Genomic DNA, 26,408 nt, shown 5'->3' with positions numbered 1-26,408 from the left:
CGATCCTATCACCTAGTGCGGGCCTCTCCGTTGGAGCTGGTTGTATGGGCAAGTTCGATGAGCTCGCGGGCGTGCTCGAGGCCGCTGGCGGAGTCGGGCAGTCCGGAGAGCAGACGGGCCATCTCGGCGGCCCGGTCGTCGCCGGTGAGCTGGCGCACACTGCTCGCGGTGACCGAGCCGTTGCTGTCTTTGACGACGCTGAGGTGGTTGCCGGCGAACGCGGCGACCTGGGCGAGGTGGGTGACCACGATCACCTGCGCGGTTTCGGCGAGCCGGGCGAGTCGCCGGCCGATCTCGATGGCGGCCGCACCGCCCACGCCGGCGTCCACCTCGTCGAAGACGAAGGTGGGCACGGGGTCGGTGGCGTTGATGACGACTTCGATCGCCAGCATCACCCGGGACAGTTCACCGCCGGATGCGCCGCGCGCCAACGCCCGCGGCTCGGCCCCGGCGTGCGGCTGCAGCATGATCCGCACGAGGTCCAGGCCCGTCACCGACACCTCGTCGAGCGGGTCGATCTCCACCACCAGGCGCGCGTCGGGCATGGCCAGGGCGGCCAATTCGCGGGTCACGGCGGCGCCGAGCGCGGCGGCCGCGGTGGTGCGGATGCCCGTGAGGGTCTCGGCCAGGCGCTGCACAAGGTCGCGGTCGGCAGTGGTGTCCGTCTGGAGGGTCTCGATGCGGTCGGAGTCGCTGTCGAGTTCGAGTAGGCGGCTACTGCCGGTGTCGAGGAAGTCGATGGCCTCGTCGAGGCCGCCGGCGAACTTGCGCGACAGGGCGCTCAGCTCGGCACGGCGTTCTTGCACCACCTCGAGCTCCCGGGCGCCGTCGGCGTCAAGGCCGGCGAGGTAGCTGGAGAGCTGCCCGGCGATGTCGGCCACGGCGAACCCGGCGTTGGCGAGGGCCTCGGCCAGCGGCGGCAGGGTGGGGTCGTGTTCGGCGGCGCGTTCGAGCTGCCGGCGGGCGGAGTCGAGCAGGGCGACCACGTCGGGGTGTCGTCGCTGGAGTCCTCGGCCGAGAGCAGTTCGCGAGACGAAGCGGCGGCGAGGCGCAGTTCCTCGAGGTTGCCGAGCCGTTCGGCCCGGGCGCTGAGCTCGTCGTCCTCGCCGCGTTGCGGGGCGGCCAGTTCGATCTCGGCGATGGCCAGCCGCAGGTCCTCGGCTTCGCGGGCACGGCGGTCCTGTTCGGCGATGAGCAGGTCGAGTTCGGCCTGGTTGGCGTGCCAGCGGTGGTAGGCGTGCTGGAAGGCGGTGAGGGCATCCGCGAGTTCGGCGCCGGCGAACCGGTCGAGAGCGCCGCGTTGGGCGGAGGTGGAGCGCAGGCGCACCTGGTCGGACTGGCCGTGCACCACAACGAGGTCGCTGCCGAGGTCGCCGAGCACGCCGGCCGGGGCGCTGCGGCCGCCCACGACGGCGCGGCTGCGTCCTTCCGCCGACACGGAGCGACTGAGCAGCAGTTCGGGTCCGTCGAGGTCTCCCCCGGCGTCGTGCACCCGCTGGGCCACAGGGCCGGCCGGGTCGACCAGCCAGCGGCCCTCAACCCAGCTCTGCGACTGGCCGGCGCGCACGGTGCCCGGGTCGGCGCGTTCGCCGAGCAGCAGGCCGAGCGCGGTCACGACCATGGTCTTACCCGCGCCGGTCTCGCCCGTGATGGCCGTGAAGCCGGGGCCGAGCGGCAGGGTGGCTTCTTTGATCACGCCGAGGTCGCGGATGACGAGTTCTTCGATCATGGCCGGGCCTCACTCCCGCCCGACCGGGCCGCGCCAGCCCGTGATCGGCAGATCGAACTTGTTCACGAGCCGGTCGGTGAACGGGCCGCTGTGCAGCCGGGCCAGGCGCACCGGCACCGGGGAGCGTCGCACGATCACGCGGGCGCCCGGCGGCAGGTCGGTGACCCTCCGGCCGTCAGCGCAGAGCACGGCCGAGCTGTCGCCGCGAGCGAGCACCTCCACGGCCAGCGAGGAGTCCGGCCCCACGACCAGCGGGCGGGCGAACAGGGCGTGTGCGCTGAGCGGCACGAGCAGCAGGGCGTCCAGGCTCGGCCACACGATGGGGCCGCCGGCGGAGAACGAGTAGGCGGTGGACCCGGTGGGGGTGGACAGCACCACGCCGTCGCAGCCGAAGGCGGACAGCGGGCGGCCATCGACCTCGATGATGACCTCGATCATCCGCTGCCGGCTGGCCTTCTCCACGGTGGCTTCGTTGAGCGCCCAGGTTTCGTAGACCACCTCGTGGTCCACCTTCACCCGCACCGACAGGGTCATCCGCTCTTCGACGAGGTAGTCACGCAGCAGGGCGCGGCGCACGGCCTCGCCGAGGTCGTCGCGTTCGCTTTCGGCGAGGAACCCCACGTGGCCCAGGTTGATGCCCAGCAGGGGGGCGGAGCAGCCGCGCACGATCTCGGCGGCGCGCAGGATGGTGCCGTCGCCGCCAAGCACGATGACGAGCTCCAGGTCGGTGGCCTGCACGGCCTCGCCGAGCACCGCGGTGCTGCCGTTCAGCTGCGGGCAGGAGGCGAGCAGGTCGTTGCGCTCCTCGGCGGCCAGCACGGGCACAGCGCCGGCGGCGATGAGCTGCTCGCATACCGTCGCGGCGGCTTCCAACGAATCCTGCCGGCCGGTGTGGGCCACGACGAGGATGTGCCTGGGCGTTGCGGTCATGCTCGTCACGCTCCCACCAGGACGGTTATCCGATCGATCCATTCTGTCGGATTGGTGCCGGTTCCGGTTCGCATCCACACGAGATACTCGTGGTTGCCCGCCCCGCCGGCGATCGGCGACGCGATCAGGCCGTTGATGCCCAGGCCGAGATCCCAGCCGGCCCAGAGCACGCCGGAGACGGCGTCGGCGCGCAGGCCCGGGTTGTGCACGACACCCTCACGGATGCCGCCGCGCCCGACCTCGAATTGCGGTTTGATCAGCAGCACAAAATCGGCGCCCTCGGCCGCGGTAGCGACAAGAGCCGGCAGCACCGTGGTGAGCGAGATGAACGACAAGTCGCCCACAACGAGGTCGGGACGGTCGGTGATGCCGGACGCGCCCGCGATGGTCTCCGCGGTCGCATAGCGCAGGTTGAAGCCCTCAACGAGGGTGACCCGGGGGTCGGCCTTGATGGTGGGCGAGAGCTGGCCGTGGCCCACGTCCACGGCGATGACCCGGCCGACGCCGCGTTCGAGCAGCACCTGGCTGAACCCGCCGGTGGAGGCACCGGCATCCATCGCGGTGCGGCCGGCGACGGGCAGTTCGAAGGCGTCGAGGGCGGCAACGAGTTTGTGCGCCCCGCGGCTGACGTAGTGGTCGGTGGGGGCGACGGCGATCACCTGGCTGTCGCGCACCTTGGCGGACGCCTTGACGACGGGGCTGCCGTCCACGGTCACCAGTCCCTCGGCGATGAGCCGGGCGGCGACGGTGCGCGAGCGCACCAGGCCGCGGTCGAACAGGGCCGAATCCAGGCGCTGCTCCCCCGTGGACGCCACCGGTTCAGTGACGGGCGCCGGGGTGTGCACGGGCACGCTGGTCGGCTGGGGGGCCGGCCGCTGTGGTGCCGGAGTCTGCTCGGAGTCGGTCCCCAGGTCGGGGTCTGACGCGGTCGGGTTGTGCGTAGTCATTCGGCCTTCGATCGGGGCACGTCTCCACCTTCGAGGTGGTCGCGCAGACTGTCGTGCAGCTCGGAATATGCCGCGGCCCGCTCCGCGAGCGGCAGCGCCTCGACGGCCGCGAGGCGGGCGTCGAGTTCACCGTTCAGAACGGGCGGGGCCGGAACGTCGCCGGTGGGTCCGGGGGCCGGAGCAGACCGCGCGGGGCGCGGCCCCGGGCGGCCAGGAATCGGTCCGGCCGGCGGTCGTGCCTGGTCTACTCCGTCTGCACTCACGCCTCCTAGGCTACCGTCCGAGATAGAGACTCTCCGGAACGTTGAGCCCGTAGATCGGTCGGCCGGACGCCCAGATCACGGCGCACGCCGCGCGCAGCAGGTTGATTCCGTCGTCGCCGACGGCCATGATCTCCACGTCGGCACCGTGGATGCGCACGGATGCGCCGTCGACGGTGGCCTGCGACTTGTCCTTGGAGAACACGGTCACCGGGTAGGGCTCGTGCAGCTGGCGCAGGTCCTCGAGGATGAACGTGGGGCGTTCCTCCGGGCCGGCGGCCAGGGCCTGCTTGGCCTTGTCGATGCCCGTGAGCACCAGCACGGCCGGGATGCCGGCCCGGTTGGCGCCGAGGATGTCGGTGTCGAGCCGGTCGCCGATGAACAGCGGCGTGGTGGCCTCGAAGCGCTTGATGGCCTCGAAGAAGATCGGGGTTTCTGGCTTGCCTGCCACGAGGGGCAGGCGTCCGACGGCGGTGTGCACCGCGGACACCAGCGTGCCGTTGCCCGGAGCGATGCCGCGGGCCTGCGGAATGGTCCAGTCGGTGTTGGTGGCGATCCACGGGATGCCCGGGTAGTCACCGTCGAGGGTGACGCCGGCGTTCAGCGCGAAGCAGGCCTCGGCAAGCTGGGTCCAGCCCACGTCGGGCGCGAATCCCTGCACGACGGCGGCCGGGGAATCCTCGGCGGACCGGGTCACCTCGAAGCCGTGCTTCTGCAGTTCGTCGACGAGCCCGTCGCCGCCCACGACCAGGATGCGGGAACCGGCCGGCACCTGCTCCACGAGCAGCCGCATGGCTGCCTGGGGCGAGGTGACGACGTCGGACGGGGCCACCGTGAGACCGAGGTCGGTGAGGTGGCCGGCGACGGAGGCATCCGTGCGTGAGGCGTTGTTGGTGATGTAGCCCACCCGGATGCTTGTCGCGGCCTGGTTGAGGCTGTCGACGGCGAACGGGATGGCGTGGGGTCCGGCGTAGACCACGCCGTCCAGGTCGGCCAGCACCACGTCGATGCCGGCCAGGGGCGTGGCCGGCTCAGTCAACGGGCGTCGTTTCAGGATCTTCGTCCACGCCCTCGGCGTGGTCGGTCGCTGACTCGGACTCGTCGGTTGATTCGTCATCGGGTGAAGCAATGTCCTCGGTGTCGGTGATGGTCAGATCGGCGGTCTCGAGCTCGTCGGGAGTATCGGCGTTGTCGGCCTCGTCCTCGTCGGACTCCTCGTGGGTGTCGTCCTCGTCCTCGTCGAACTCTTCGTCGTCGAGCTCCACGATCTCGATGGTCTCGTCGACGTCACCGTTCAGGGCGGCGTCGGCGCGGGAGGCGCGTTCGTTCCAGAGGTCGGCTTCGTCGGTGCGGCCGAGTTCTTCGAGCACCTCGGCGTAGGCGGCGAAGAGTTCTGAGCTGTAGGAGAACGCCGTCTTGGGGTCGAGCTGGGCGATCTCGAGCTCGCTCAGCGCGGCCTCCGTTTCACCCAGGTCGAGGCGGGCGCCCGACATCGCGATGGCCAGGGCCACCTGCACGCCGGCCGGTAGCGTGCTGCGGTCGACGGACCGGCCGAGCTCGAGGGCCCGGTCGGGGCGTCCGACGCCGCGTTCGCTGTCCACCATCAGGGGCAGCTGGGCGTTGGAGCCCGAGATACGGCGGTAGGTGCGGAGCTCCCGCAGGGCCAGGGCGAAGTCGCCGGTGGCATAGGCGGTGATGGCGAGGCTCTCGCGCACGACGGCGATGCGGCCGGCGCGACGGGCGGCACTCATCACGTGGCGGTGGGCCAGCTCGGGGTCTTCGTCGATCACGCGGGCGGCCATCGCCAGGTGGCGACCCACAGCTTCGGCGTTGTCCTTGGTGAGGGTCTTCAGCTCGTTGCGCGCGATGCGATCGAGGTCGTCGGCCGTGATGTCGTCGGGCAGCTCCGGGTCGTCGTGACGAGGACGCACCGAACGGAGCTCGCGCTGCATGCGCTGCTCTTCGGTCATCTCCTCTTCCACGACGCGGGCATCGCGGTCATTGCGGGCGGGAGCGCCGTCGCGGGTCCACAGCTTCTTACCGGCGTCTCGGGGCGCGCCGGCGCGGGTCGGTGAACCGCCCCGGGCGCTGTCCTTCAGCCACGGCTTGTTCTCGGTGTCGCGCTGCGGGCGGTCGGAGTTGCCCTTGTATGCCGGACGGTCGCTGTTGCCCTTGTATGCCGGACGGTCGCCGTCACGCTGCGGGCGGTCGGAGTTCCCTTTGTACGCCGGTCGGTCGCTGTTGCCCTTGTACGCGGGACGGTCGCCGTCACGCTGGGGACGGTCGGAGTTGCCCTTGTAGGCAGGACGATCGGAGTTGTACGCCGGACGGTCGCCATCACGCTGCGGGCGGTCGGAGTTGCCCTTGTACGCCGGACGATCCGTGTTGCCGCGGTAGGGGGACGGTCACCGTCGCGCTGCGGGCGGTCAGAGTTTCCCTTGTATGCGGGACGGTCCGAGTTGTACGCCGGACGATCCGTGTTACCTCGGTAGGGAGGACGCTCTCCATCGCGCTGCGGGCGGTCAGAGTTTCCCTTGTATGCGGGGCGGTCCGAGTTGTACGCCGGACGGTCGGAGTTGCCGCGGTACGGCGCACGCTCCCCGCCCTGCGGACGGTCGGAGTTGCCGCGGTACGGAGGACGATCGCCATCGCGCGCCGGACGGTCACTGTTGTACGCCGGACGGTCAGAGTTGCCACGGTACGGAGGACGGTCGCCGTCGCGCTGCGGGCGGTCAGAGTTTCCCTTGTATGCGGGGCGGTCCGAGTTGTACGCCGGACGGTCGGAGTTGCCGCGGTACGGCGCACGCTCCCCGCCCTGCGGACGGTCGGAGTTGCCGCGGTACGGAGGACGATCGCCATCGCGTGCCGGACGGTCACTGTTGTACGCCGGACGGTCGGAGTTCCCCCGGTACGGCGCCCGCTCCCCGCCCTGCGGGCGGTCGGAGTTCCCCCGGTACGGTGCGCGCTCCCCGCCCTGCGAGCGGTCGGAGTTGCCACGGTACGGAGGACGCTCGCCGTCGCGCGCCGGGCGGTCAGAGTTGCCGCGGTACGGAGGACGTTCTCCGTCGCGCTGCGGACGGTCATTGCCGGCGCCGGCGTTGCCCTTGTACGGCGGTCGCGCGCCGTCCTGGCGAGGCCGGTCGGAGCCTCCGCGACCTCCCTGGTAACCGCCGGTTCGACGATCGCCGTTTCCGTTATCGCGTGCGTCGTTCCCGTTGCGTTCCGTGGGGGTCACTGTTTATCTCCTGTAGGTGTGGCTTACGTACCGGACTGCATCTCCAGCGTACGTTAACGCAAAATGGCCACCCGAATGGGTGGCCATTTTGACTAAGTTAAGTCCGGCGGTGTCCTACTCTCCCACAGGGTCCCCCCTGCAGTACCATCGGCGCAAAGAGTCTTAGCTTCCGGGTTCGGAATGTGACCGGGCGTTTCCCTCTTGCTATGGCCGCCGAAACAAGGTGCGATGCCCCGGCACCAGGTGCCGGCCATCAAGTCGTTTCGAACCATCAAGCTTCGATCCCTCGAGTCTACAGGACAACGGCCCTCACCGCCTCCCCCGCGATCGGTCAGCGAGGCCCCAAAAACGCGCCCGCTCCGGTGCTTTGCTCACAGGTCGCGGATGTTGCCGGCCCCGTCCGACAAGATCGCTGATGTCTGCGAAACGCACCCGCCTCGCTGGTCGAGCTCGTCGAGACCCGGTGACGGGCCCTTGTGGTGCGGCTCGGAGGCCGGCCTACGGGTCTCGACGGGCTCGACCAACGTGGGGTGCGGCATCCAGGACGCAGTCGCGGATGTTTGCGGGACGCGCCCGCCTCGCTGGTCGAGCTGGTCGAGATCTGGTGACGGGTCGTTGTGGTGGGGTTTGGAGGTCGGCCTGCGGGGTCTGGACGGGTTCGACCGGGGTGGGGTGCGGCATCCGGGACGTGGTCGCGGAGGGCAGCGGCGTGGGGGTTAAACGCAGAAAAGCCACCCCGGTCGGGGTGGCTTTTCTGGTGTTTCTAAGTTAAGTCCGGCGGTGTCCTACTCTCCCACAGGGTCCCCCCTGCAGTACCATCGGCGCAAAGAGTCTTAGCTTCCGGGTTCGGAATGTGACCGGGCGTTTCCCTCTTGCTATAGCCGCCGAAACATCTTTCGATGAATCGAACCTATATTTTTAGTTATAGAGCCCACACGCTGTGGCGTGGGCGTTGTTCTCGACCGTACATCGAGAACCACATAGTGGACGCATAGCAGCTTATTCAAACTGAGTGTTATCAAATTATCGGCTTATTAGTACCGGTCAGCTCCAAGAGTCTTTAGTCCTCTCTTCCACATCCGGCCTATCAACGCAGTAGTCTAGCTGCGAGCCTCTCCCCCTAAGGGATGGAAATCTCATCTCGAAGCCGGCTTCCCGCTTAGATGCTTTCAGCGGTTATCCGTTCCGAACGTAGCTAATCAGCGGTGCTCCTGGCGGAACAACTGACACACCAGAGGTTCGTCCATCCCGGTCCTCTCGTACTAGGGATAGATCTTCTCAAATTTCCTGCGCGCGCAGCGGATAGGGACCGAACTGTCTCACGACGTTCTAAACCCAGCTCGCGTACCGCTTTAATGGGCGAACAGCCCAACCCTTGGGACCTACTCCAGCCCCAGGATGCGACGAGCCGACATCGAGGTGCCAAACCATGCCGTCGATATGGACTCTTGGGCAAGATCAGCCTGTTATCCCCGAGGTACCTTTTATCCGTTGAGCGACAGCGCTTCCACAAGCCACTGCCGGATCACTAGTCCCGACTTTCGTCCCTGCTCGACTTGTCAGTCTCACAGTCAAGCTCCCTTGTGCACTTACACTCGACACCTGATTGCCAACCAGGTTGAGGGAACCTTTGGGCGCCTCCGTTACTTTTTAGGAGGCAACCGCCCCAGTTAAACTACCCACCAGGCACTGTCCCTGAACCGGATCACGGTTCGAAGTTAGGTATCCAATATGACCAGAGTGGTATTTCAACGATGACTCCACCTGAACTAGCGTCCAAGCTTCACAGTCTCCCACCTATCCTACACAAGCCACACCGAACACCAATACCAAGCTGTAGTAAAGGTCACGGGGTCTTTCCGTCCTGCTGCGCGTAACGAGCATCTTTACTCGTAATGCAATTTCGCCGAGTTCGCGGTTGAGACAGCTGGGAAGTCGTTACGCCATTCGTGCAGGTCGGAACTTACCCGACAAGGAATTTCGCTACCTTAGGATGGTTATAGTTACCACCGCCGTTTACTGGGGCTTAAATTCTCAGCTTCGCCTTACGGCTAACCGTTCCTCTTAACCTTCCAGCACCGGGCAGGCGTCAGTCCGTATACATCGTCTTGCGACTTGGCACGGACCTGTGTTTTTAGTAAACAGTCGCTTCCCACTGGTCTCTGCGGCCTTCGAACGCTCCAGGAGTAAATCCCTTCACGCCTCAGGCCCCCCTTCTCCCGAAGTTACGGGGGCATTTTGCCGAGTTCCTTAACCACGATTCTCTCGATCTCCTTAGTATTCTCTACCTGATCACCTGAGTCGGTTTGGGGTACGGGTGACTAAAACCTCGCGTCGATGCTTTTCTTGGCAGCATAGGATCACTGATTTCACCCTTACGGGCTACCCATCGGGTCTCAGCCTTATATGAGAGACGGATTTGCCTATCTCTCGGCCTACATCCTTAGACCGGGACAACCATCGCCCGGCTCAGCTACCTTCCTGCGTCACACCTGTTAATACGCTAACCGCACCAGCATAGGGTCGCACGCTAGGCCTCACGCTTCACCCCGAAGGGATCCATCTAGAGGATTCAGATGCTTAGCATTACTGGATTAGCTTGGACGGTTTTTCATCAGTACGGGAATATAAACCCGTTGTCCATCGACTACGCCTGTCGGCCTCGCCTTAGGTCCCGACTTACCCAGGGCGGATTAGCCTGGCCCTGGAAACCTTGATCTTTCGGAGGACGGGTTTCTCACCCGTCTTTCGCTACTCATGCCTGCATTCTCACTCGTGTAGCCTCCACGGCTGGTTTACACCGCCGCTTCGCTGGCCACACGACGCTCTCCTACCCATCAACACGGCTGAACCAACACCACAAGGGTGCGGCTTACCAAAAATATCAATGCCACAACTTCGGTGGCGTGCTTGAGCCCCGTTACATTGTCGGCGCGGAATCACTTGACCAGTGAGCTATTACGCACTCTTTCAAGGGTGGCTGCTTCTAAGCCAACCTCCTGGTTGTCTATGCAACTCCACATCCTTTCCCACTTAGCACGCGCTTTGGGACCTTAGATGGTGGTCTGGGTTGTTTCCCTCTCGACGATGAAGCTTATCCCCCACCGTCTCACTGCTGCGCTCTCACTTACCGGCATTCGGAGTTTGGCTAACGTCAGTAACCTTTTAGGGCCCATCGGCTATCCAGTAGCTCTACCTCCGGCAAGAAACACGCAACGCTGCACCTAAATGCATTTCGGAGAGAACCAGCTATCACGAAGTTTGATTGGCCTTTCACCCCTATCCACAGCTCATCCCCTCCATTTTCAACTGAAGTGGGTTCGGTCCTCCACGACGTCTTACCGTCGCTTCAACCTGGCCATGGATAGATCACTTCGCTTCGGGTCTAGGACATGCGACTGAATCGCCCTATTCAGACTCGCTTTCGCTACGCATTCCCCTCTCGGGTTAAGCTCGCCACATATCACTAACTCGCAGGCTCATTCTTCAAAAGGCACGCTGTCACACCAACAAAGGGTGCTCCAACGGTTTGTAAGCAAACGGTTTCAGGTACTATTTCACTCCCCTCCCGGGGTACTTTTCACCTTTCCCTCACGGTACTTGTTCACTATCGGTCATGTAGGAGTATTTAGGCTTATCAGGTGGTCCTGACAGATTCACACGGGATTTCTCGGGCCCCGTGCTACTTGGGATACTCTTCGGGCGATTGCTGCATTTCGACTACGGGGTTCGCACCCTCTATGACCAGGCTTTCAATCCTGTTCGTCTATACAACGTTCTAACCCTCACTGTTCGGCAGAAGCAGCAGAAAAGTCCCGCAACCCCGACCATGCAACGCCTGCCGGCTATCACACATGATCGGTTTAGCCTCTTCCGGGTTCGCTCGCCACTACTAACGGAATCACTATTGTTTTCTCTTCCTGTGGGTACTGAGATGTTTCACTTCCCCACGTTCCCTCTACCCGCCCTATATATTCAGGCGGGAGTCACCAGGTCACCTTGCGGGCCTGGCGGGGTTTCCCCATTCGGACATCCTCGGATCACAGTTCGTTTATCAACTCCCCGAGGCTTATCGCAGATTACTACGTCCTTCTTCGGCTCTACATGCCAAGGCATTCACCGTTTGCTCTTGAAAATTTGAAATCACATGAGTTTGAATCGATTAAGTGTCACGAACAAAGTCCGTGACCGAAATTGACCAATGATCACACACTCAAAGAGTGTGTTGATCTTTGTAATTTGACCCCGAAGGGTTCAAATTTAAGATGCTCGCGTCCACTGTGTAGTTCTCAAAGTACGGGCGGTACCCCTTACGACCAACGACCCCGAAAGGTACGACTGTTGACCGAAAAAGGTCCAGAGGAAAAGTTCAACCGCGATCAAGACAAGCTCGATCACCGATTGTTCCGGTCCCTCAGGACCCAACAGCGTGCGTCATGCAAACCCGCCTGACCCAACCCTTTCCATTCACCGAAGTGAAGTACTGAGATCAAACCATTTGGTTCTGCATCAATGTCAATGTTCCACCCATGAGCGCCATCGAAGAACATTCGTCTTCGTATGACTTGGCAGTGTTACTCCGCTGTATACAGACGGCACTGCTGTGCTCCTTAGAAAGGAGGTGATCCAGCCGCACCTTCCGGTACGGCTACCTTGTTACGACTTAGTCCTAATCACCGATCCCACCTTCGACAGCTCCATCCCTTGCGGGTTTGGCCACTGGCTTCGGGTGTTACCGACTTTCATGACTTGACGGGCGGTGTGTACAAGGCCCGGGAACGTATTCACCGCAGCGTTGCTGATCTGCGATTACTAGCGACTCCGACTTCATGAGGTCGAGTTGCAGACCTCAATCCGAACTGAGACCGGCTTTTTGGGATTCGCTCCACCTCGCGGTATTGCAGCCCTTTGTACCGGCCATTGTAGCATGCGTGAAGCCCAAGACATAAGGGGCATGATGATTTGACGTCATCCCCACCTTCCTCCGAGTTGACCCCGGCAGTATCCCATGAGTTCCCACCATTACGTGCTGGCAACATAGGACGAGGGTTGCGCTCGTTGCGGGACTTAACCCAACATCTCACGACACGAGCTGACGACAACCATGCACCACCTGTATAGAGACCTTGCGGGGCGACTGTTTCCAGCCGTTTCCTCTATATGTCAAGCCTTGGTAAGGTTCTTCGCGTTGCATCGAATTAATCCGCATGCTCCGCCGCTTGTGCGGGCCCCCGTCAATTCCTTTGAGTTTTAGCCTTGCGGCCGTACTCCCCAGGCGGGGAACTTAATGCGTTAGCTGCGACACGGAGACCGTGGAATGGTCCCCACATCTAGTTCCCAACGTTTACGGCATGGACTACCAGGGTATCTAATCCTGTTCGCTCCCCATGCTTTCGCTCCTCAGCGTCAGTTACGGCCCAGAGATCTGCCTTCGCCATTGGTGTTCCTCCTGATATCTGCGCATTCCACCGCTACACCAGGAATTCCAATCTCCCCTACCGCACTCTAGTCTGCCCGTACCCACTGCAGGCCCGAGGTTGAGCCTCGGGTTTTCACAGCAGACGCGACAAACCGCCTACGAGCTCTTTACGCCCAATAATTCCGGACAACGCTTGCACCCTACGTATTACCGCGGCTGCTGGCACGTAGTTAGCCGGTGCTTTTTCTGCAGGTACCGTCACTTTCGCTTCTTCCCTACTAAAAGAGGTTTACAACCCGAAGGCCGTCGTCCCTCACGCGGCGTTGCTGCATCAGGCTTGCGCCCATTGTGCAATATTCCCCACTGCTGCCTCCCGTAGGAGTCTGGGCCGTGTCTCAGTCCCAGTGTGGCCGGTCACCCTCTCAGGCCGGCTACCCGTCGTCGCCTTGGTGAGCCATTACCTCACCAACTAGCTGATAGGCCGCGAGTCCATCCCAAACCGAAATTCTTTCCAACTCCTAGCCATGCGGCTGAAGCTCGTATCCGGTATTAGACACCGTTTCCAGTGCTTATCCCAGAGTTTGGGGCAGGTTACTCACGTGTTACTCACCCGTTCGCCACTGATCCAAGAAGCAAGCTCCTCTTCACCGTTCGACTTGCATGTGTTAAGCACGCCGCCAGCGTTCGTCCTGAGCCAGGATCAAACTCTCCGTAAATGTTTAGCTGACTAACCAGCAAGCTGGCGTCACATCTAGTGCACCGAGCCGCCGGAATAGGCGACAACGATGCAAGTTTGAAACTGACAGAACAAATCATTACTGACTTGCTTTGTTGTTTAAATGTTTTCCAAAGGAATCTCTTCCGCGGTACTCCCTAGAAAGGAGCCCTACGACCGAGGTTTTTGGCATTTGACATTGTGCACGCTGTTGAGTTCTCAAGGATCGGACGCACCCAGCCGCCGGCCATATTGACCTTTGCACTGAGGCACTTCGATGTAATTCTGTTTTCGTGTCGTTACGATCTACTCCAGAATTGGAGTGGATCAAACGCCATCAAGCACCGTAGTCCGAATGAATTCGATACCGTTACTTGGAAGTGGTCCCGCTTGAGGCCGGGAAGCTCTTCGGCTTTCCGCACCTGTGGGGTGACAAGAGATGACATTACGCGGGATCCCAGGGGCCCGCAATCCCGGGAGCATCCCGGGCGTGTCGCAAATCGACATCCACCCGCAATGCCCGCGTAACCTCCCGGTCACATAGCGGCCGGGGCCCGGGGACTACTCGACAAAAACGCCGGCGAGGGTCTTCTTGCCGCGTCGGAGCACGGCCATTCCCCCGGCAAGAACAGACCCCTCGACCGTGGCCGCCTCATCCGTCACCTTGACATTGTTGAGGTAGACCCCGCCTTGGCCGATCGCGCGGCGAGCCTCGCCGAGGCTCTTGGTGAGTCCGGTGTCCACGAGCAGCTGCATCACCTGCGCGTTCGGCGAGGTCGTGGTGTTGGGCAGCGCCCGCAGCGCCGCTTCAAGGGTCGCCGGATCGAGATCGGCGAGCTCACCCTGACCGAAGAGGGCCTGGGTGGCCTGGATGGCGGCATCCGTTGCGGTCACCCCGTGCACAAGACTCGTGACCTCGAAGGCCAGGGTGCGCTGCGCCTCGCGCTTGAACGGCTCGGTGGCCACCGCTTCCGCGAGAGCCTCGATCTGGGCGCGGCTGAGGAACGTGAAGACCTTGAGCCGGTCGATGACGTCGGCGTCGTCGGTGTTGAGCCAGAACTGGTACATGGCGTAGGGGCTTGTGAGAGCCGGGTCGAGCCAGACCGCGTTGCCCTCGCTCTTGCCGAACTTGGTGCCGTCGGTGTTGGTGATCAGCGGGGTGCCGATGGCGTGCACGCTCGTGCCCTCGGCACGGTGGATGAGGTCGGTGCCGCTGGTGAGGTTGCCCCACTGGTCACTTCCCCCGGTTTGCAACACGCAGCCGTAGCTGCGGTACAGCTGGAGGAAGTCCATCCCCTGCAGCACTTGGTAGCTGAACTCGGTGTAGCTGATGCCCGCGTCGGAGTTGAGCCGGGCGCTCACGGCATCCTTCTTGAGCATGGTGCCCACCCGGTAGTACTTGCCGATGTCGCGCAGGAAGTCGATGGCGGACAGCGGCGCCGTCCAGTCCAGGTTGTTCACGAGGGTCACGGCATTGTCGCCCTCAGCGCTGAGGAACCGGGTGACCTGCGCCTGCAGGTATCCGACCCACTCGTTGACGACCTCGGGGGTGTTCAGCGTGCGCTCGGCAGTGGGCCGCGGGTCGCCGATGAGTCCGGTGGATCCGCCGACGAGGCCGAGAGGGTGGTGCCCGGCGAGCTGCAGCCGACGCATGAGCAGCAGCTGCACGAGGTTGCCCAGGTGCAGACTCGCCGCGGTGGGGTCGAATCCGCAGTAGTAGGTGATCGGTGCCCCGGTGAGCAGAGTGCGCAGGGCCTCCGGGTCGGTGGAGACCTGCACGAGGCCGCGCCAGGCGATTTCCTCCCAGACGTCGTCGAAGGTGGGATCGTTGGCTTGCTGGGCAAGGATGCTGGGGTCTGACACGAAGCCAGATTACCAGCGCGGCTGCGCTCTCCCGCGTGGCGACGCCAGGAACATCCGGGCGGAATCAAGCCTTGAGGCTTAATTGAACTGGATTAATCCCTGAACCTTGATTAGGCTCCATTTAGGACGGAGACTTAACCCATGTTTGTGATTACCGCAGATCAAATCGACAGCCGCCACGACCGGGACCGCGCCACCGAGATGATCGCCAAACTCGTCGGCCGGCACGCGGCGGCCTTCGCACTGCCGCCCGACCAGACCTCCGGCGATGAGATCCAGTTGCTCGTTCCCGTCGCCGCGGACGCCTTCAGCGTGCTGCTCGACCTGCACCGCACCGGGTTCTGGAGCGTCGGCGTGGGTATCGGCCGAATCCGCACCCCGCTCCCGGCCACCACCCGGCAGGCGACGGGCGACGCGTTCATCGCGGCGCGGGCCGCGGTGACCCGGGCCAAGCGGTCCGAGGCACGGTTCGCACTGGAGACCCCGGCGGTCGCACCAGGCGACGCCACTCCCTCCGACCCGACTGCCCAGGCCGACGCGGACTCCCCCGACACGTCCACCACCGCAGAGGTGGAGGCGCTCGTGTCGATGCTGCTCCTTCTGCGCCAGCGCCGCACCACCGAGGGATGGGAGGCCGTGGACCTGCTCGAACGAGGTCTGGCCCAGACCGCCATTGCCCGCGAGCTCGGCATCTCCACTGCCGCGGTCAGCCAGCGCGTCAAGAGCGCACAGTGGAAGGTCGAGCGCGCCGCTCATCCGGCACTCGTTAGGCTGCTACAGAACCTCGACCGCGACACCAGCGAATAGGAATCGACCGCATGAACATCCTGGACTCCTTCTCCGTCGTGCTCTACCTCTACTGGGTGCTCCTGCTCCTGGTGACCATGGCCTCGCTGATCCTGGCGGTTCTCGCCTTCCGACTCGGCAAGCAGCCGTTTGCCATCGCCTCCGCGGCAGCCCTGGCTGCCGCGCTTCTGCTGGCCGCCGTTCCCGTGGGCGCCGCGCCGGTAGCGTTCGGCGTGGTCATCGGCCTCGCCGGGCTGCTCCTCGCCGTCATCGGCGGCGGCCCGGCCGCGGTGCTCGCCCTGCAGTTGGCCACGAAGAACTCGGTAGCCCCTGGCAGCCACGGCGGCATCATGGTGGGCACGGATGCGCCCGCCCCGGCCTCCGCCGACGCCGCGGCCTCCGCTGCGGCGACTCCCCCGGCCCCGGTGCACGAGGTGCTGCGCGGCGGCCTCACGATCGGTGTCCTCGAGCGGCTCGCCGTGGCCGGCGCCATCCTGGCCGGCTTCCCCGAGGCCCTCGCCGTGGTCGTGGCCATCAAGGGTGTCGGCCGGTTCACCGAGCTCGCCTCGTCCGAGGCCCGGGAACGGTTCATCATCGGCACCTTTGCGAGCCTCATCTGGGCCTGCGCCTGCGCCATTCTGGTCAGCCTCGCCCAGGTCTGATCCACTGCCGGTCGGCGACCGGCGCCCACGCACGACACGGCCCGGCCGGCAGGATGCTCCTGCCGGCCGGGCCGTGTGTGGTGCGACTGCTTACACTTCGAGCGCCGCATCCAGCGTGATGTCGACGCCGGTGAGGGCCTTGCTGACCGGGCAGTTCAACTTGGCGGCGTTCGCGGCAGCCAGGAAGGTCTCGCTGTCCATACCGGTGACCTCGCCGCGAACGGTGAGGTGAATGCCGGTGAGGCGGAAGCCGCCCGCCGGGTCGGCGCCCAGGGTGACGTCGGCTGCCACGTCGAGGGCCTCGATCGTGACGTCGCCGGCTGACGCCAGCTCGGCGGAGAGCTGCATCGAGTAGCAGGCGGAGTGAGCGGCGGCGAGCAGCTCTTCGGGGCTGGTGAAGCCGTTCGCGCTGTCGGCGCTGCGCTTGGGGAAGGAGACGTCGTAGGTGCCGAGGCCTGAGCTGGTCAGCTCGACCTGGCCCTGACCGTCTTCGAGGGTTCCGGTCCAGCCGGTGCGCGCGGTGCGAGTGGGCATAGGTAATTCCGTTCTGTTGTGGTGGGACTGGCCAGACGTGCTGGCCGGGGCGGGAAGGTTCAGGTGAGCGCGCGGACGCGCTGGGCGAGGGCCGCGATCTGGCCCTGCAACTCCATGAGTTCGGCCGGAGGGAGTCCGGTGGCCTCGCAGATCTGCTCGGTGATGTGCGGCGCCTGGCTGCGCATCGCATCACCGGCCGGGGTCAGGGCCACCTCGACGACCCGCTCGTCGCGCTCGGATCGCCCGCGCACGACCAGGCCGAGGGCCTCGAGCCGCTTGAGCAGCGGGGACAGTGTGCCGGAGTCCAGTTGCAGGCGCTCCCCCAGTCGGCTGACCGTACCGGTGCCGGATTCCCAAAGCACCAGCATGACGAGGTACTGCGGGTAGGTGATGCCCAGCGGTGCGAGCAGCGTGCGGTAGCGGCCTGTGAGCGACCGCGACGCCGAGTACAGCGCGAAGCAGATCTGCTGCTCAGGGGGAAGGATCTGGGGGGTGGCCATATCCCCACCGTACCAGAGTTTTGCACGATTATGTTGTGTGCAACTTAATTAGTGGGTTCATGAGTGGCGACGTCCGGGCTCAGGCGGGGGTGTCGGCGGTAGGCCGAGACGGTCGCCTCGTCCGGGATCCAGAACCGCCAGGAGAAGTCGGTTCCGCCGCCGGCCCCGGCCACGCCTGTACGAGGCCCCGTGAGCGCCACGACCGGCGAGTCGGGCAGGGTGAGCTCGAACGGCTCGGCGAGGAGGTCGTCGCCGTCCTGGTCGAGACGGATACCAAGGGCCCGGGTCAGTCGCGCCGGCCCGCGGGCCAGGTCCCGGTCGGTCACCGTGGGGCCGCGCCGGGTACGGGCGTCGGCCCGACCCGCCACGATCTCCCCGGCCCGCAGCAGCACGGCGGATGCCATACCGTCGGGTGAACAGACGATGTTCGCGCAGACGTGCATGCCGTAACTGAAATACGCGTAGAGGTGCCCGGGTGGCCCGAACATGGTGGCGTTGCGGGCGGTGCGGCGCCGGAAGGCGTGCGAGCCGGGGTCGCTGTCGGCGAGGTAGGCCTCGACCTCGGTGATCCGCAGCACCGTGCTGCCGTGGCGCAGTAGCCCGCCGAGCAGAAGCGGGGCTACGCCGACCGCGTCCTGGGTGAACAGGTCACGGTCGACGGTCATCCGCTGACTTCGGGTGAGGGCGCGCTGCTCAGCGCTCGAGGGCGGTGGCCAGCGAGTGCACGCGGGCCACGAGGGCGGCGCGCTGCTCGGCGACCCGCACCGGGGCGGTTCCGGCCTGGCCGTCGCGCCGGGTGACGGATCCCTGGATGGTGAGCACCTCGCGCACCTCCGGGACCAGGTGCGGGGAGATCTCGGCGAGACCGGCGTCGTCGATCTCGTGCAGGTCGAGACCCCGGGCCTCGGCCACCTTCACCAGAGTGCCGGTGATCTCGTGCGCGTCTCGGAAGCTGACGTGCCGTTTGACCAGCCACTCCGCGACATCCGTGGCGAGCGAGAAGCCCTGCGGCGCCAGCTCGGCCATGCGGTCGGTGTGGAAGGTGATGGTGGCGATCATGCCCGTGAACGCCGGCAGCAGGATCTCGAGGGTCTCGATCGAGTCGAAGACCGGTTCCTTGTCTTCCTGCAGGTCACGGTTGTACGCGAGCGGAAGCCCCTTGAGGGTGGTGAGCAGCCCGGTGAGGTTGCCGATCAGGCGCCCGGACTTGCCGCGCGCGAGCTCGGCGATGTCGGGGTTCTTCTTCTGCGGCATGATCGACGAGCCCGTGGAGTAGGAGTCGTCGAGGGTGACGAACCCGAACTCGCGGGTGTTCCAGAGGATGATCTCCTCGGCCAGTCGGGACAGATCGATGCCTATCTGCGCCGTGATGTAGGCGAATTCGGCAACGAGGTCGCGGCTGGCGGTGCCGTCGATGGAGTTCTCCACGACGGCGCCAAAGCCCAGCTCGGTCGCGATCATGCCGGCGTCCAGGCCCAGGGTGTTGCCGGCGAGGGCACCGGAGCCGTACGGCGAGAAGTCGGACCGCTTGTTCCAGTCGGCGAAGCGCTCCAGGTCGCGCACCAGCGGCCAGCAGTGCGCGAAGAGGTGGTGTGCCAGCAGCACCGGCTGGGCGTGCTGGAGGTGCGTGCGGCCGGGCATGATCGCGGTCTCGTTGGCCTCGGCCTGCGCCGCGAGGGCGTCGATGAGGTCCACCAGGAGCCGGGCGATGACGGCGGCGTGGTCGCGCAGCAGCATCCGCACCAGGGTGGCCACCTGATCGTTGCGGCTACGGCCGGCGCGCAGCTTGCCGCCGAGCTCGGTGCCGACGATGTCGATGAGCCCACGCTCGAGCGCCGAGTGCACGTCTTCGTCGGTCGCGGCCGGCTGGAACAAACCGTCGGTCACGGCCGCATCGAGGGTGTCCAGGCCGGCGAGCATGCCGGCCAGTTCATCCTCGGTGAGGTAGCCGGCGGCGGCCAGGGCACGGGCGTGGGCGCGCGACCCGCGGATGTCGTACCCGGCCAGCTGCCAGTCGAAATGGGTTGATTTGCTCAGGCGCGCCAGTTCCGGCGACGGTCCGCCGGCGAAGCGGCCGCCCCACAGGGCACCCGCCTCGCCCGCACGGTTCACACTCTTGTCGCCGGTCATACCGTGACCTACTTCGCGGCCTGGTCGCGGCGGGCCGCGATCTTGCTGGGCAGGCTCCACAGTTCGATGAAGCCCTTGGCCATGGACTGGTCGAAGGAGTCGCCGGTGTCGTAGGTGGCCAGGTCGAAGTCGTACAGGCTCTGCTTGCTCTGCCGGCCGGTGACGACGGCGGTGCCCGCGTGCAGCTTGAGGCGGATGTCGCCGGAGACGTACTTCTGGGTGTCCTCGATGAAGGCGTCCAGCGACTTCTTCAGGCCGGAGAACCAGAGGCCGTCGTAGACCAGTTCGCTCCACTTGGCTTCGACGCCGCGCTTGTAGCGGGCGACGTCACGCTCGACGGTGACGTTCTCAAGCTCCTCGTGCGCGGTGATCAGGGCGATACCGGCCGGGGACTCGTAGACCTCACGGCTCTTGATGCCCACGAGGCGGTCCTCAACGATGTCGATGCGGCCGACACCCTGGTCGCCGGCGAGCTTGTTCAGCAGCACAACGGCCTCGAGCGGGGTGACCGGCTTGCCGTCCACGGCCACGGGCACGCCCTGGTCGAAGGTGATGATGATCTCGGTGGCTTCGCGCGGGATCGACGGGTCCTGCGTGTAGGTGTAGAGGTCCTCGATCGGAGCGTTCCACGGGTCTTCGAGGAATCCGGTCTCGACGGCGCGACCCCAGACGTTCTGGTCGATGGAGTACGGGCTCTTCTTCGACTGCGCGATCGGCAGGTTGTGCACCGCGGCGTATTCGATGGCTTTGTCGCGGGTGAGGGCGAAGTCGCGCACCGGGGCGAGCGAGGTGAGCTCGGGGGCCAGCGCCGTGACAGCGGCTTCGAAGCGCACCTGGTCGTTGCCCTTGCCGGTGCAACCGTGCGCGACACTGTCCGCGCCGAGGGCGCGGGCTGTGGCGGCGAGGTGCTTGGCGATCAGCGGGCGGCTGATCGCGGAGACCAGCGGGTACCGCTTCTGGTACAGCGCGTTGGCCTTGAGCGCCGGAACGATGTAATCGTTGGCGAACTCGTCCTTGGCGTCGACGACGATGGATTCCACCGCGCCGCAGTCAAGCGCGCGCTGACGGATCACATCCATGTCCTCGCCCTCTTGTCCGACGTCGACGGCCAGGGCCACGACCTCCTTGCCGGTGGCGTCCTTCAGCCAGCCGATGCCTACCGAGGTGTCGAGGCCACCCGAATATGCCAGTACAACCCGCTCAGCCATGGTTCTCCTTCATAAAGTGTTCGTGATTCAAGTTTATTGGTGGTGCGTGTGGGTGCTGCGGTTATCGCGCGTTGCGCGCGAGTAGCCAGACCAGCAGTGCCTTCTGGGCGTGCAGGCGGTTTTCCGCCTCATCCCAGATGATGCTCTGCGGGCCGTCGATGACATCCGCGGTCACTTCGTAGCCACGGTCGGCTGGGAGGCAGTGCATGAAATGGGCGTCGGCCTTGGCCAGGCCCATCAGGTCGGCGTCGACACGGTAACCACCGAGCGAGCCGAGCCGGGTGGCCTTCTCTTCTTCTTTGCCCATCGACACCCAGGTGTCGGTGATGACCACGTCGACGCCGGTCACGGCCTCGGCTGGGTCGGTGTACAGGGTCACGGAGCCACCGGTCTGAGCGGCGATGGCTTCGGCGTCGGCGACAACCTGCGCGGCGGGCGTGTACCCGGCGGGCGAGGCGATGCGCACGTGCATGCCCGCCGTCGCGCCGGCGAGCAGGTAGGACTGCGCCATGTTGCAGGCTCCGTCGCCGAGAAAGGTGAGGGTCTGGCCGGCGAGGTCGCCGCGGTGCTCACGGATGGTGAGCAGGTCGGCGAGCAACTGGCAGGGGTGGAAGTCGTCGGAGAGCGCGTTGACGACGGGAACCGTGGTGCCCAGTGCCATTTCCTCGAGTCCAGCCTGGCCGTAGGTGCGCCAGACGATGGCCGCGACCTGGCGTTCGAGCACCCGCGCCGTGTCGGCGGCGGTCTCCTTGCCGCCCAGCTGGCTGCTCGCGGTGCTGATGATCAGCGGGCTGCCGCCGAGGTCGGCGATACCGACCGCGAACGAGACGCGGGTGCGCGTGGAGGATTTGTCGAAGATCACGGCGACGGTTTTCGGTCCGGCCAGAGGCTGGACCGCGAATCGGTCTCGCTTCAGTTCCAGGGCAAGATCGAGGATCTCGGCCTGTTCGGCCGGTGAGATGTCGTCGTCGCGCAGGAAATGGCGGGTCACGGGGTCACTTTCGCTGGATTCTTCGGTGTCGTGCGGGATTCCTCCACCTTATCTGCTGGTGGAGACGAGGCCTGAACTGGTCACAACGGCCAGGGCGGCGCGGAACCGGTCCTCGAAATCGGCCAGCTCGGCATCGCCCACGATCAGTGGGGGCGCCATCCGGATGCTGGATTCGTTTGCGGCGTTCACGATGAGGCCCTCGGCGAGGGCTGCGGCGGCCAGCGTGAGCGCTACCGGTTCGGCCAGGCCAATGCCCAGCAGGAGCCCGCGGCCGCGCACCTCGGTAATCAAGGGCGAGTCGATGCGAGCAATGATCTGCCGGATCTGCTCACCGCGGCGGCGGGCGTTGCCGACGAGGTCGTCGCGTTCGATGACGCCCAGCACGGCGTTGGCCGTGGCGGTCACGAACGGGTTGCCGCCGAAGGTGGAGCCGTGCTGGCCCCGGAGGAACAGGTCGCTGGTGTCGCCGAAGGTGACCAGCGCCCCGATGGGCACTCCCCCGCCGATGCCCTTGGCGAGCGTCACGGCATCCGGCAGCACATTGGCGTGCTCGTAGGCGAACCACTTGCCCGTGCGGCCGGCCCCGGTCTGCACCTCGTCGATGATCAGCAGCACGCCGTGCTCGGTGCACAGTTCGCGGGCCCGGGCCAGGTAGCCGTCGGGCAGGTCGATGACGCCGGCCTCGCCCTTGACGGGTTCGAGGAACAGAGCGGCCACGGTGTCGTCGAGTTCGCGCTCGAGGGCCTCGATGGTGGTGTCGATGTGTTCCACCCCGCCGGGGACGGGCTGAAACGGCGCGCGCATCAGCGGCTTGCCGGTGAGCGCGAGGGCGCCCATGGTGCGGCCGTGGAAGGAGTCGTGTAGCGCGAGGATGCGGCTGCGATGTCCGCCGGCGGTGTTCAGCCGGGCGAGTTTGAATGCCGCCTCGTTGGCCTCGGCACCCGAGTTGCAGAAGTACACCCGGCCCGCGTCGCCCGCACCGGTGAGGCGTTTGAGGCGCTCAGCCAGTTCGATCTGAGACGGTGACGCGAAGTAGTTGGAGATGTGCGCGAGCGTGCCGATCTGGCTCTGCGCGGCGGCGACCATCTCCGGATGCGCGTGACCGAGCGAGTTGACCGCGATTCCGGCCAGGAAGTCGAGGTATTTCGTGCCGTGCTCGTCCCAGACGTAGCAGCCCTCGCCGCGCACCAGCACGGCCAGCGGGGGCGCCAGGGTCTTCATCATCGCCGAGTCGTAACGTTCGTGCCAGGTCATGCGGGAACCACCTCTGTACCGATACCGCTGCCGGTGAAGATCTCGACGAGGATCGAGTGCGGCACTCGTCCGTCGATGATCGCCGCTTTCGCGACGCCACCCTCGACGGCGTCCAGGCAGGCTGTCATCTTGGGGATCATGCCCGATTCGAGATCGGGAAGCAGGGCGCGGAGGGCATCGACGTCGATGACCGACACGAGGGAGTCACGGTTGGGCCAGTCGCTGTAGAGCCCGGCCACATCGGTGAGGATCACGAGCTTGGCCGCGTTCAGCGACACGGCGAGGGCGGCGGCCGCGGCATCCGCGTTCACGTTGAGGGACTGGCCGGGCTGGTCGGTGTCGGGCGCGATGGAGGAGACGACCGGGATGCGGTCGGCGTTCAACTGCGCGTGCACGGCCTCGGGGTCCACGCCGATGACATCGCCGACCAGGCCGAGGTCGACCTCTTCGCCGTCGATGACAACACCGCGGCGGCGCCCGCGGAACAGGCCGGCGTCTTCGCCGCTGAGGCCGGCGGCCAACGGGCCGTGCGCGTTGATGTGGCTGACCAGATCGCGGTTGATCTGGCCGGTGAGCACCATGCGCACCACGTCCATGGCCTCGGGGGTGGTCACCCGGTAGCCGCCGCGGAACTCGCTTTCGATGCCGAGCCGGGCGAGCATCGCCGAGATCTGAGGGCCGCCGCCGTGCACGACGACGGGGCGGATGCCCGCGTAGCGCAGGTAGACCATGTCCTCGGCGAACGCGCGCTGCAGTTCCTCGCTGACCATGGCGTTACCGCCGAACTTGACCACGATGATCTGGTCGTGGAACTTCTTGAGCCAGGGCAGCGCCTCGATGAGCGTGGCGGCCTTGACCTTGGCCTCGGCCGGGGTGTTGTCGACGTCGTCGAGGGTGGGCACCGGCGGGACCGGTGCGGCGGAGGGGGTGGGCAGGTCGGGGCTCATCAGCTCGAGTACGCGCTGTTCTCTTCGACGTAGTCGTGGGTGAGGTCGTTGGTCCAGATGGTGGCGCCGGCGGTGCCCGCGTGCAGGTCAATGACCACGGAGACGGCCCGGGGGGCGAGGTCCACGAGTTCGCGCGGCTGGTCGGGCTCGCCCGCCGTGCACACCTGGATGCCGTTGATGGCCACGTCGATGCCGTAGGGGTCGAACGCCGCATCCGCTTCGGGGATGGTGCCCACCGCGGCGAGCACCCGACCCCAGTTGGGGTCGTTGCCGTAGATCGCGGCCTTGAACAGGTTGCTTCGGGAGACCGCGCGGGCCACCGTGACGGCCTCGGTCTCGGACGCCGAGTTGCGCACCGTGATGGCCACGTCGTGCGAAGCACCTCGGCGTCACCCTGCAGTTGCAGGGTGAGGTCGCGGCAGAGTTCGGTGAGCGCCGCGGCGAACTCGGCCGGGTCGGCGTCGACGCCGCTGGCGCCGGAGGCGAGCAGGCTCACCGTGTCGTTGGTGGACATGCAGCCGTCGGAGTCGAGCCGGTCGAAAGTGACCCGGGTGGCTTCGCGGAGCGCCGCATCCAGCTGTGCCGAGGTGAGAACGGCGTCGGTGGTGATCACGACGAGCATGGTGGCCAGGCCGGGGGCGAGCATGCCCGCGCCCTTGGCCATGCCGCCGATGGTCCAGCCGGCCGGGGAGAGGCGGGTGGCCTGCTTGGGCCGGGTGTCGGTGGTCATGATCGCCTGGGCGGCGGCGAGGCCGGCGTCGGCGGAGGACGCGGCGGAGGTGTCGCGAAGCGCGAGACCGGCGTCGAACACCCCGGCGGTGAGCTTGCCCAAGTCGAGCTGTTCGCCGATCAGGCCGGTGGAGCAGACGAGCACGTCACCGGCGGAGACCTGCAGCTGGTCGGCCACGGCCTCGGCGGTGGCGTGAGTGGTCTGGAATCCGATGGTGCCGGTGTAGCAGTTGGCGCCGCCGGAGTTCAGCACGATCGCGCTGACCCGGCCGTCGCGCATGACTTGCTGGCTCCAGATGATCGGGTTGGCCTTGCAGCGGTTGCTGGTGAACACCGTGGCGGCGTTGGCAAGCGGGCCGAGGTTCGACACGATGGCCAGGTCAAGGCCACCGGACTTCTTGAGGCCGGCGGTGACGCCGGCGGCGGCGAATCCGGCGGGGGCTGTGACGCTCACGGGGCAACTCCATTCGTGCTGAGGCCGCGGGTTTCCGGCAGCCCCAGGGCAATGTTGGCGGATTGGATGGCGGCGCCGGCGGTGCCCTTGACCAGGTTGTCGACGGCGGTGACCGTGATCACCCGGCCGGCGGCCTCGTCGATCGCGAGGCCGATCAGGGCGGTGTTGGCGCCGAGCACGTCTGCGGTGCGCGGGAACTGGCCGCTCGGCAGCAGGTGCACGAACGGCTCGTCGGCGTAGGCCGACTCCCAGGCCGCGCGCACGGCGGCAGCACTGGTTCCCGGCACGAGCCGGGCGGTCGAGGTGGCCAGGATGCCGCGCGACATCGGCACGATCACGGGTGTGAACGACACCGTGGGGGCGACGGCACCGGCCCAGCGCAGGCTCTGCTGGATCTCGGGGATGTGCCGGTGGGTGCCGCCGACGGCGTAGGGATTGGCGGAACCGAGGATCTCGGCGGCCAGGTTGGGCAGCTTGAGGCTCTTGCCGGCCCCGGAGGGTCCCACGGCGAGCACGGCCACGATATCGGTGGCCTCGATCACGCCGGCCAGGATGCCCGGCGCGAGGGCGAGGGCCACGGTGCTGGCATTGCAGCCGGGCGCGGCGATCCGCCGGGCGCCCGCCAGGCGGTCGCGCTGGCGGCCACCGTCCACGGGAAGCTCGGGCACCCCGTAGGCCCAGGCGCCGAAGTAGTCGCCGCCGTAGAACGCGGCCCAGTCGGCCTCGCTCTCCAGCCGGTGGTCCGCGCCGCAGTCCACCACGAGGGTGTCGGCGGGTAGCTCGGCGGTCAGGGCGCCGGAGGCACCGTGCGGCAGGGCGAGGAAGACGACGTCGTGACCGGACAGGGTCGTGGCATCGGTGTCGCCCAGCACGAGGTGGGAGAGGGAGCGCAGGTGCGGTTGCACGTCGACCAGGCGCTGGCCGGAGTTACTGTGCGCGGTGACCGTGCGCACCTCGAAATCGGGGTGAGCGGCCAGCAGACGCAGCAGCTCACCGCCCGCATACCCGCTTGCGCCGGCTACCGCTACCGAAAAGACCATGGATCAAACTTACCCGGCTGCTCGCGCCCGCCAGAATCGCGACAACGGCCCCGCACCCGGCGAGCCGGCCCGCCA

Annotated in this window: 17 protein-coding genes, 4 rRNA genes and 2 pseudogenes; 2 read left to right on the top strand and 21 right to left on the bottom strand. The window is 66.0% G+C overall.

Going from position 1 to position 26,408, the window contains the following annotated elements; all coding sequences use genetic code 11:
• Window positions 1–8: 8 nt before the first annotated feature.
• From recN to tyrS, 11 genes and pseudogenes are all read right to left on the bottom strand, one after another.
• Window positions 9–1,729: pseudogene (gene recN, locus KY500_RS03815) on the bottom strand (DNA repair protein RecN).
• 9 nt (window positions 1,730–1,738) lie between these two features.
• Window positions 1,739–2,659 (bottom strand): NAD kinase, encoded by a 921-nt coding sequence (locus tag KY500_RS03810; protein WP_219902393.1) that lies wholly within the window; start codon window positions 2,657–2,659, stop codon window positions 1,739–1,741.
• A 5-nt stretch (window positions 2,660–2,664) separates the two neighbouring features.
• Window positions 2,665–3,606 (bottom strand): TlyA family RNA methyltransferase, encoded by a 942-nt coding sequence (locus KY500_RS03805; protein ID WP_219902392.1) that lies wholly within the window; start codon window positions 3,604–3,606, stop codon window positions 2,665–2,667.
• Window positions 3,603–3,869, bottom strand: a complete 267-nt coding sequence (locus KY500_RS03800; RefSeq protein WP_219903552.1) for a hypothetical protein — start codon at window positions 3,867–3,869, stop codon at window positions 3,603–3,605. Before KY500_RS03800 ends, KY500_RS03805 begins: the two co-directional genes overlap by 4 nt.
• A gap of 10 nt (window positions 3,870–3,879) precedes the next feature.
• A complete protein-coding gene (locus KY500_RS03795) occupies window positions 3,880–4,905 on the bottom strand; it encodes an HAD-IIA family hydrolase (RefSeq protein WP_255579772.1) in 1,026 nt (341 codons plus the stop codon).
• Window positions 4,898–5,836 (bottom strand): hypothetical protein, encoded by a 939-nt coding sequence (locus KY500_RS03790; RefSeq protein ID WP_255579771.1) that lies wholly within the window; start codon window positions 5,834–5,836, stop codon window positions 4,898–4,900. Before KY500_RS03790 ends, KY500_RS03795 begins: the two co-directional genes overlap by 8 nt.
• A 1,366-nt stretch (window positions 5,837–7,202) precedes the next feature.
• Window positions 7,203–7,319 (bottom strand): 5S ribosomal RNA (gene rrf, locus KY500_RS03785).
• A gap of 554 nt (window positions 7,320–7,873) precedes the next feature.
• Window positions 7,874–7,990, bottom strand: a 5S ribosomal RNA gene (gene rrf / locus KY500_RS03780).
• A gap of 125 nt (window positions 7,991–8,115) precedes the next feature.
• A 23S ribosomal RNA gene (locus tag KY500_RS03775) occupies window positions 8,116–11,244 on the bottom strand.
• Between the two features lie 471 nt (window positions 11,245–11,715).
• Window positions 11,716–13,236: ribosomal RNA gene (locus KY500_RS03770) — 16S ribosomal RNA — on the bottom strand.
• Together the 16S, 23S and 5S rRNA genes form the textbook arrangement of a ribosomal RNA operon.
• 560 nt (window positions 13,237–13,796) lie before the next feature.
• Complete coding sequence (tyrS, locus tag KY500_RS03765) at window positions 13,797–15,098, bottom strand: tyrosine--tRNA ligase (RefSeq protein WP_219902390.1); 1,302 nt, start codon at window positions 15,096–15,098, stop codon at window positions 13,797–13,799.
• A 141-nt stretch (window positions 15,099–15,239) separates the two neighbouring features.
• Between tyrS and KY500_RS03760 the strand changes: the two genes are divergently transcribed.
• Window positions 15,240–15,905 (top strand): DNA-binding protein, encoded by a 666-nt coding sequence (locus KY500_RS03760; protein ID WP_219902389.1) that lies wholly within the window; start codon window positions 15,240–15,242, stop codon window positions 15,903–15,905.
• Between the two features lie 11 nt (window positions 15,906–15,916).
• Window positions 15,917–16,546, top strand: a complete 630-nt coding sequence (locus tag KY500_RS03755) for a hypothetical protein (protein ID WP_219902388.1) — start codon at window positions 15,917–15,919, stop codon at window positions 16,544–16,546.
• Between the two features lie 90 nt (window positions 16,547–16,636).
• Here KY500_RS03755 and KY500_RS03750 read toward each other — a convergent pair whose 3' ends face one another.
• The 10 genes and pseudogenes from KY500_RS03750 to argC form a co-directional block, all read right to left on the bottom strand.
• Window positions 16,637–17,080 (bottom strand): OsmC family peroxiredoxin, encoded by a 444-nt coding sequence (locus KY500_RS03750; RefSeq protein ID WP_219902387.1) that lies wholly within the window; start codon window positions 17,078–17,080, stop codon window positions 16,637–16,639.
• 59 nt (window positions 17,081–17,139) lie between these two features.
• Window positions 17,140–17,580, bottom strand: a complete 441-nt coding sequence (locus KY500_RS03745) for a MarR family winged helix-turn-helix transcriptional regulator (RefSeq protein ID WP_219902386.1) — start codon at window positions 17,578–17,580, stop codon at window positions 17,140–17,142.
• A gap of 44 nt (window positions 17,581–17,624) precedes the next feature.
• Complete coding sequence (locus KY500_RS03740) at window positions 17,625–18,245, bottom strand: DNA-3-methyladenine glycosylase (protein WP_219902385.1); 621 nt, start codon at window positions 18,243–18,245, stop codon at window positions 17,625–17,627.
• A gap of 28 nt (window positions 18,246–18,273) precedes the next feature.
• Entirely contained in the window at window positions 18,274–19,710 is a 1,437-nt protein-coding gene (gene argH, locus KY500_RS03735; RefSeq protein ID WP_219902384.1) for an argininosuccinate lyase, read from the bottom strand.
• A gap of 8 nt (window positions 19,711–19,718) precedes the next feature.
• On the bottom strand, window positions 19,719–20,918 hold the full coding sequence (locus KY500_RS03730; RefSeq protein WP_219902383.1) for an argininosuccinate synthase: 1,200 nt from the start codon (window positions 20,916–20,918) through the stop codon (window positions 19,719–19,721).
• A gap of 61 nt (window positions 20,919–20,979) precedes the next feature.
• Entirely contained in the window at window positions 20,980–21,909 is a 930-nt protein-coding gene (gene argF, locus KY500_RS03725; RefSeq protein WP_066594418.1) for an ornithine carbamoyltransferase, read from the bottom strand.
• A 48-nt stretch (window positions 21,910–21,957) separates the two neighbouring features.
• Window positions 21,958–23,163, bottom strand: coding sequence for an acetylornithine transaminase (locus KY500_RS03720; RefSeq protein WP_219902382.1), 1,206 nt, complete (start codon window positions 23,161–23,163; stop codon window positions 21,958–21,960).
• Entirely contained in the window at window positions 23,160–24,110 is a 951-nt protein-coding gene (gene argB, locus KY500_RS03715; RefSeq protein ID WP_219902381.1) for an acetylglutamate kinase, read from the bottom strand. The genes KY500_RS03720 and argB overlap by 4 nt, the downstream gene beginning before the upstream one ends.
• Window positions 24,110–25,293, bottom strand: a pseudogene (gene argJ, locus KY500_RS03710) (bifunctional glutamate N-acetyltransferase/amino-acid acetyltransferase ArgJ). The gene argB and the pseudogene argJ overlap by 1 nt, the downstream one beginning before the upstream one ends.
• Window positions 25,290–26,333, bottom strand: a complete 1,044-nt coding sequence (argC, locus tag KY500_RS03705) for an N-acetyl-gamma-glutamyl-phosphate reductase (RefSeq protein ID WP_219902380.1) — start codon at window positions 26,331–26,333, stop codon at window positions 25,290–25,292. The pseudogene argJ and the gene argC overlap by 4 nt, the downstream one beginning before the upstream one ends.
• Window positions 26,334–26,408 lie beyond the last annotated feature (75 nt).

The sequence above is a fragment of the Cryobacterium sp. PAMC25264 genome, from assembly GCF_019443325.1.
In the GTDB taxonomy this organism is placed as follows: domain Bacteria; phylum Actinomycetota; class Actinomycetes; order Actinomycetales; family Microbacteriaceae; genus Cryobacterium.
This window is presented reverse-complemented; position numbering and strand designations above follow the sequence as displayed.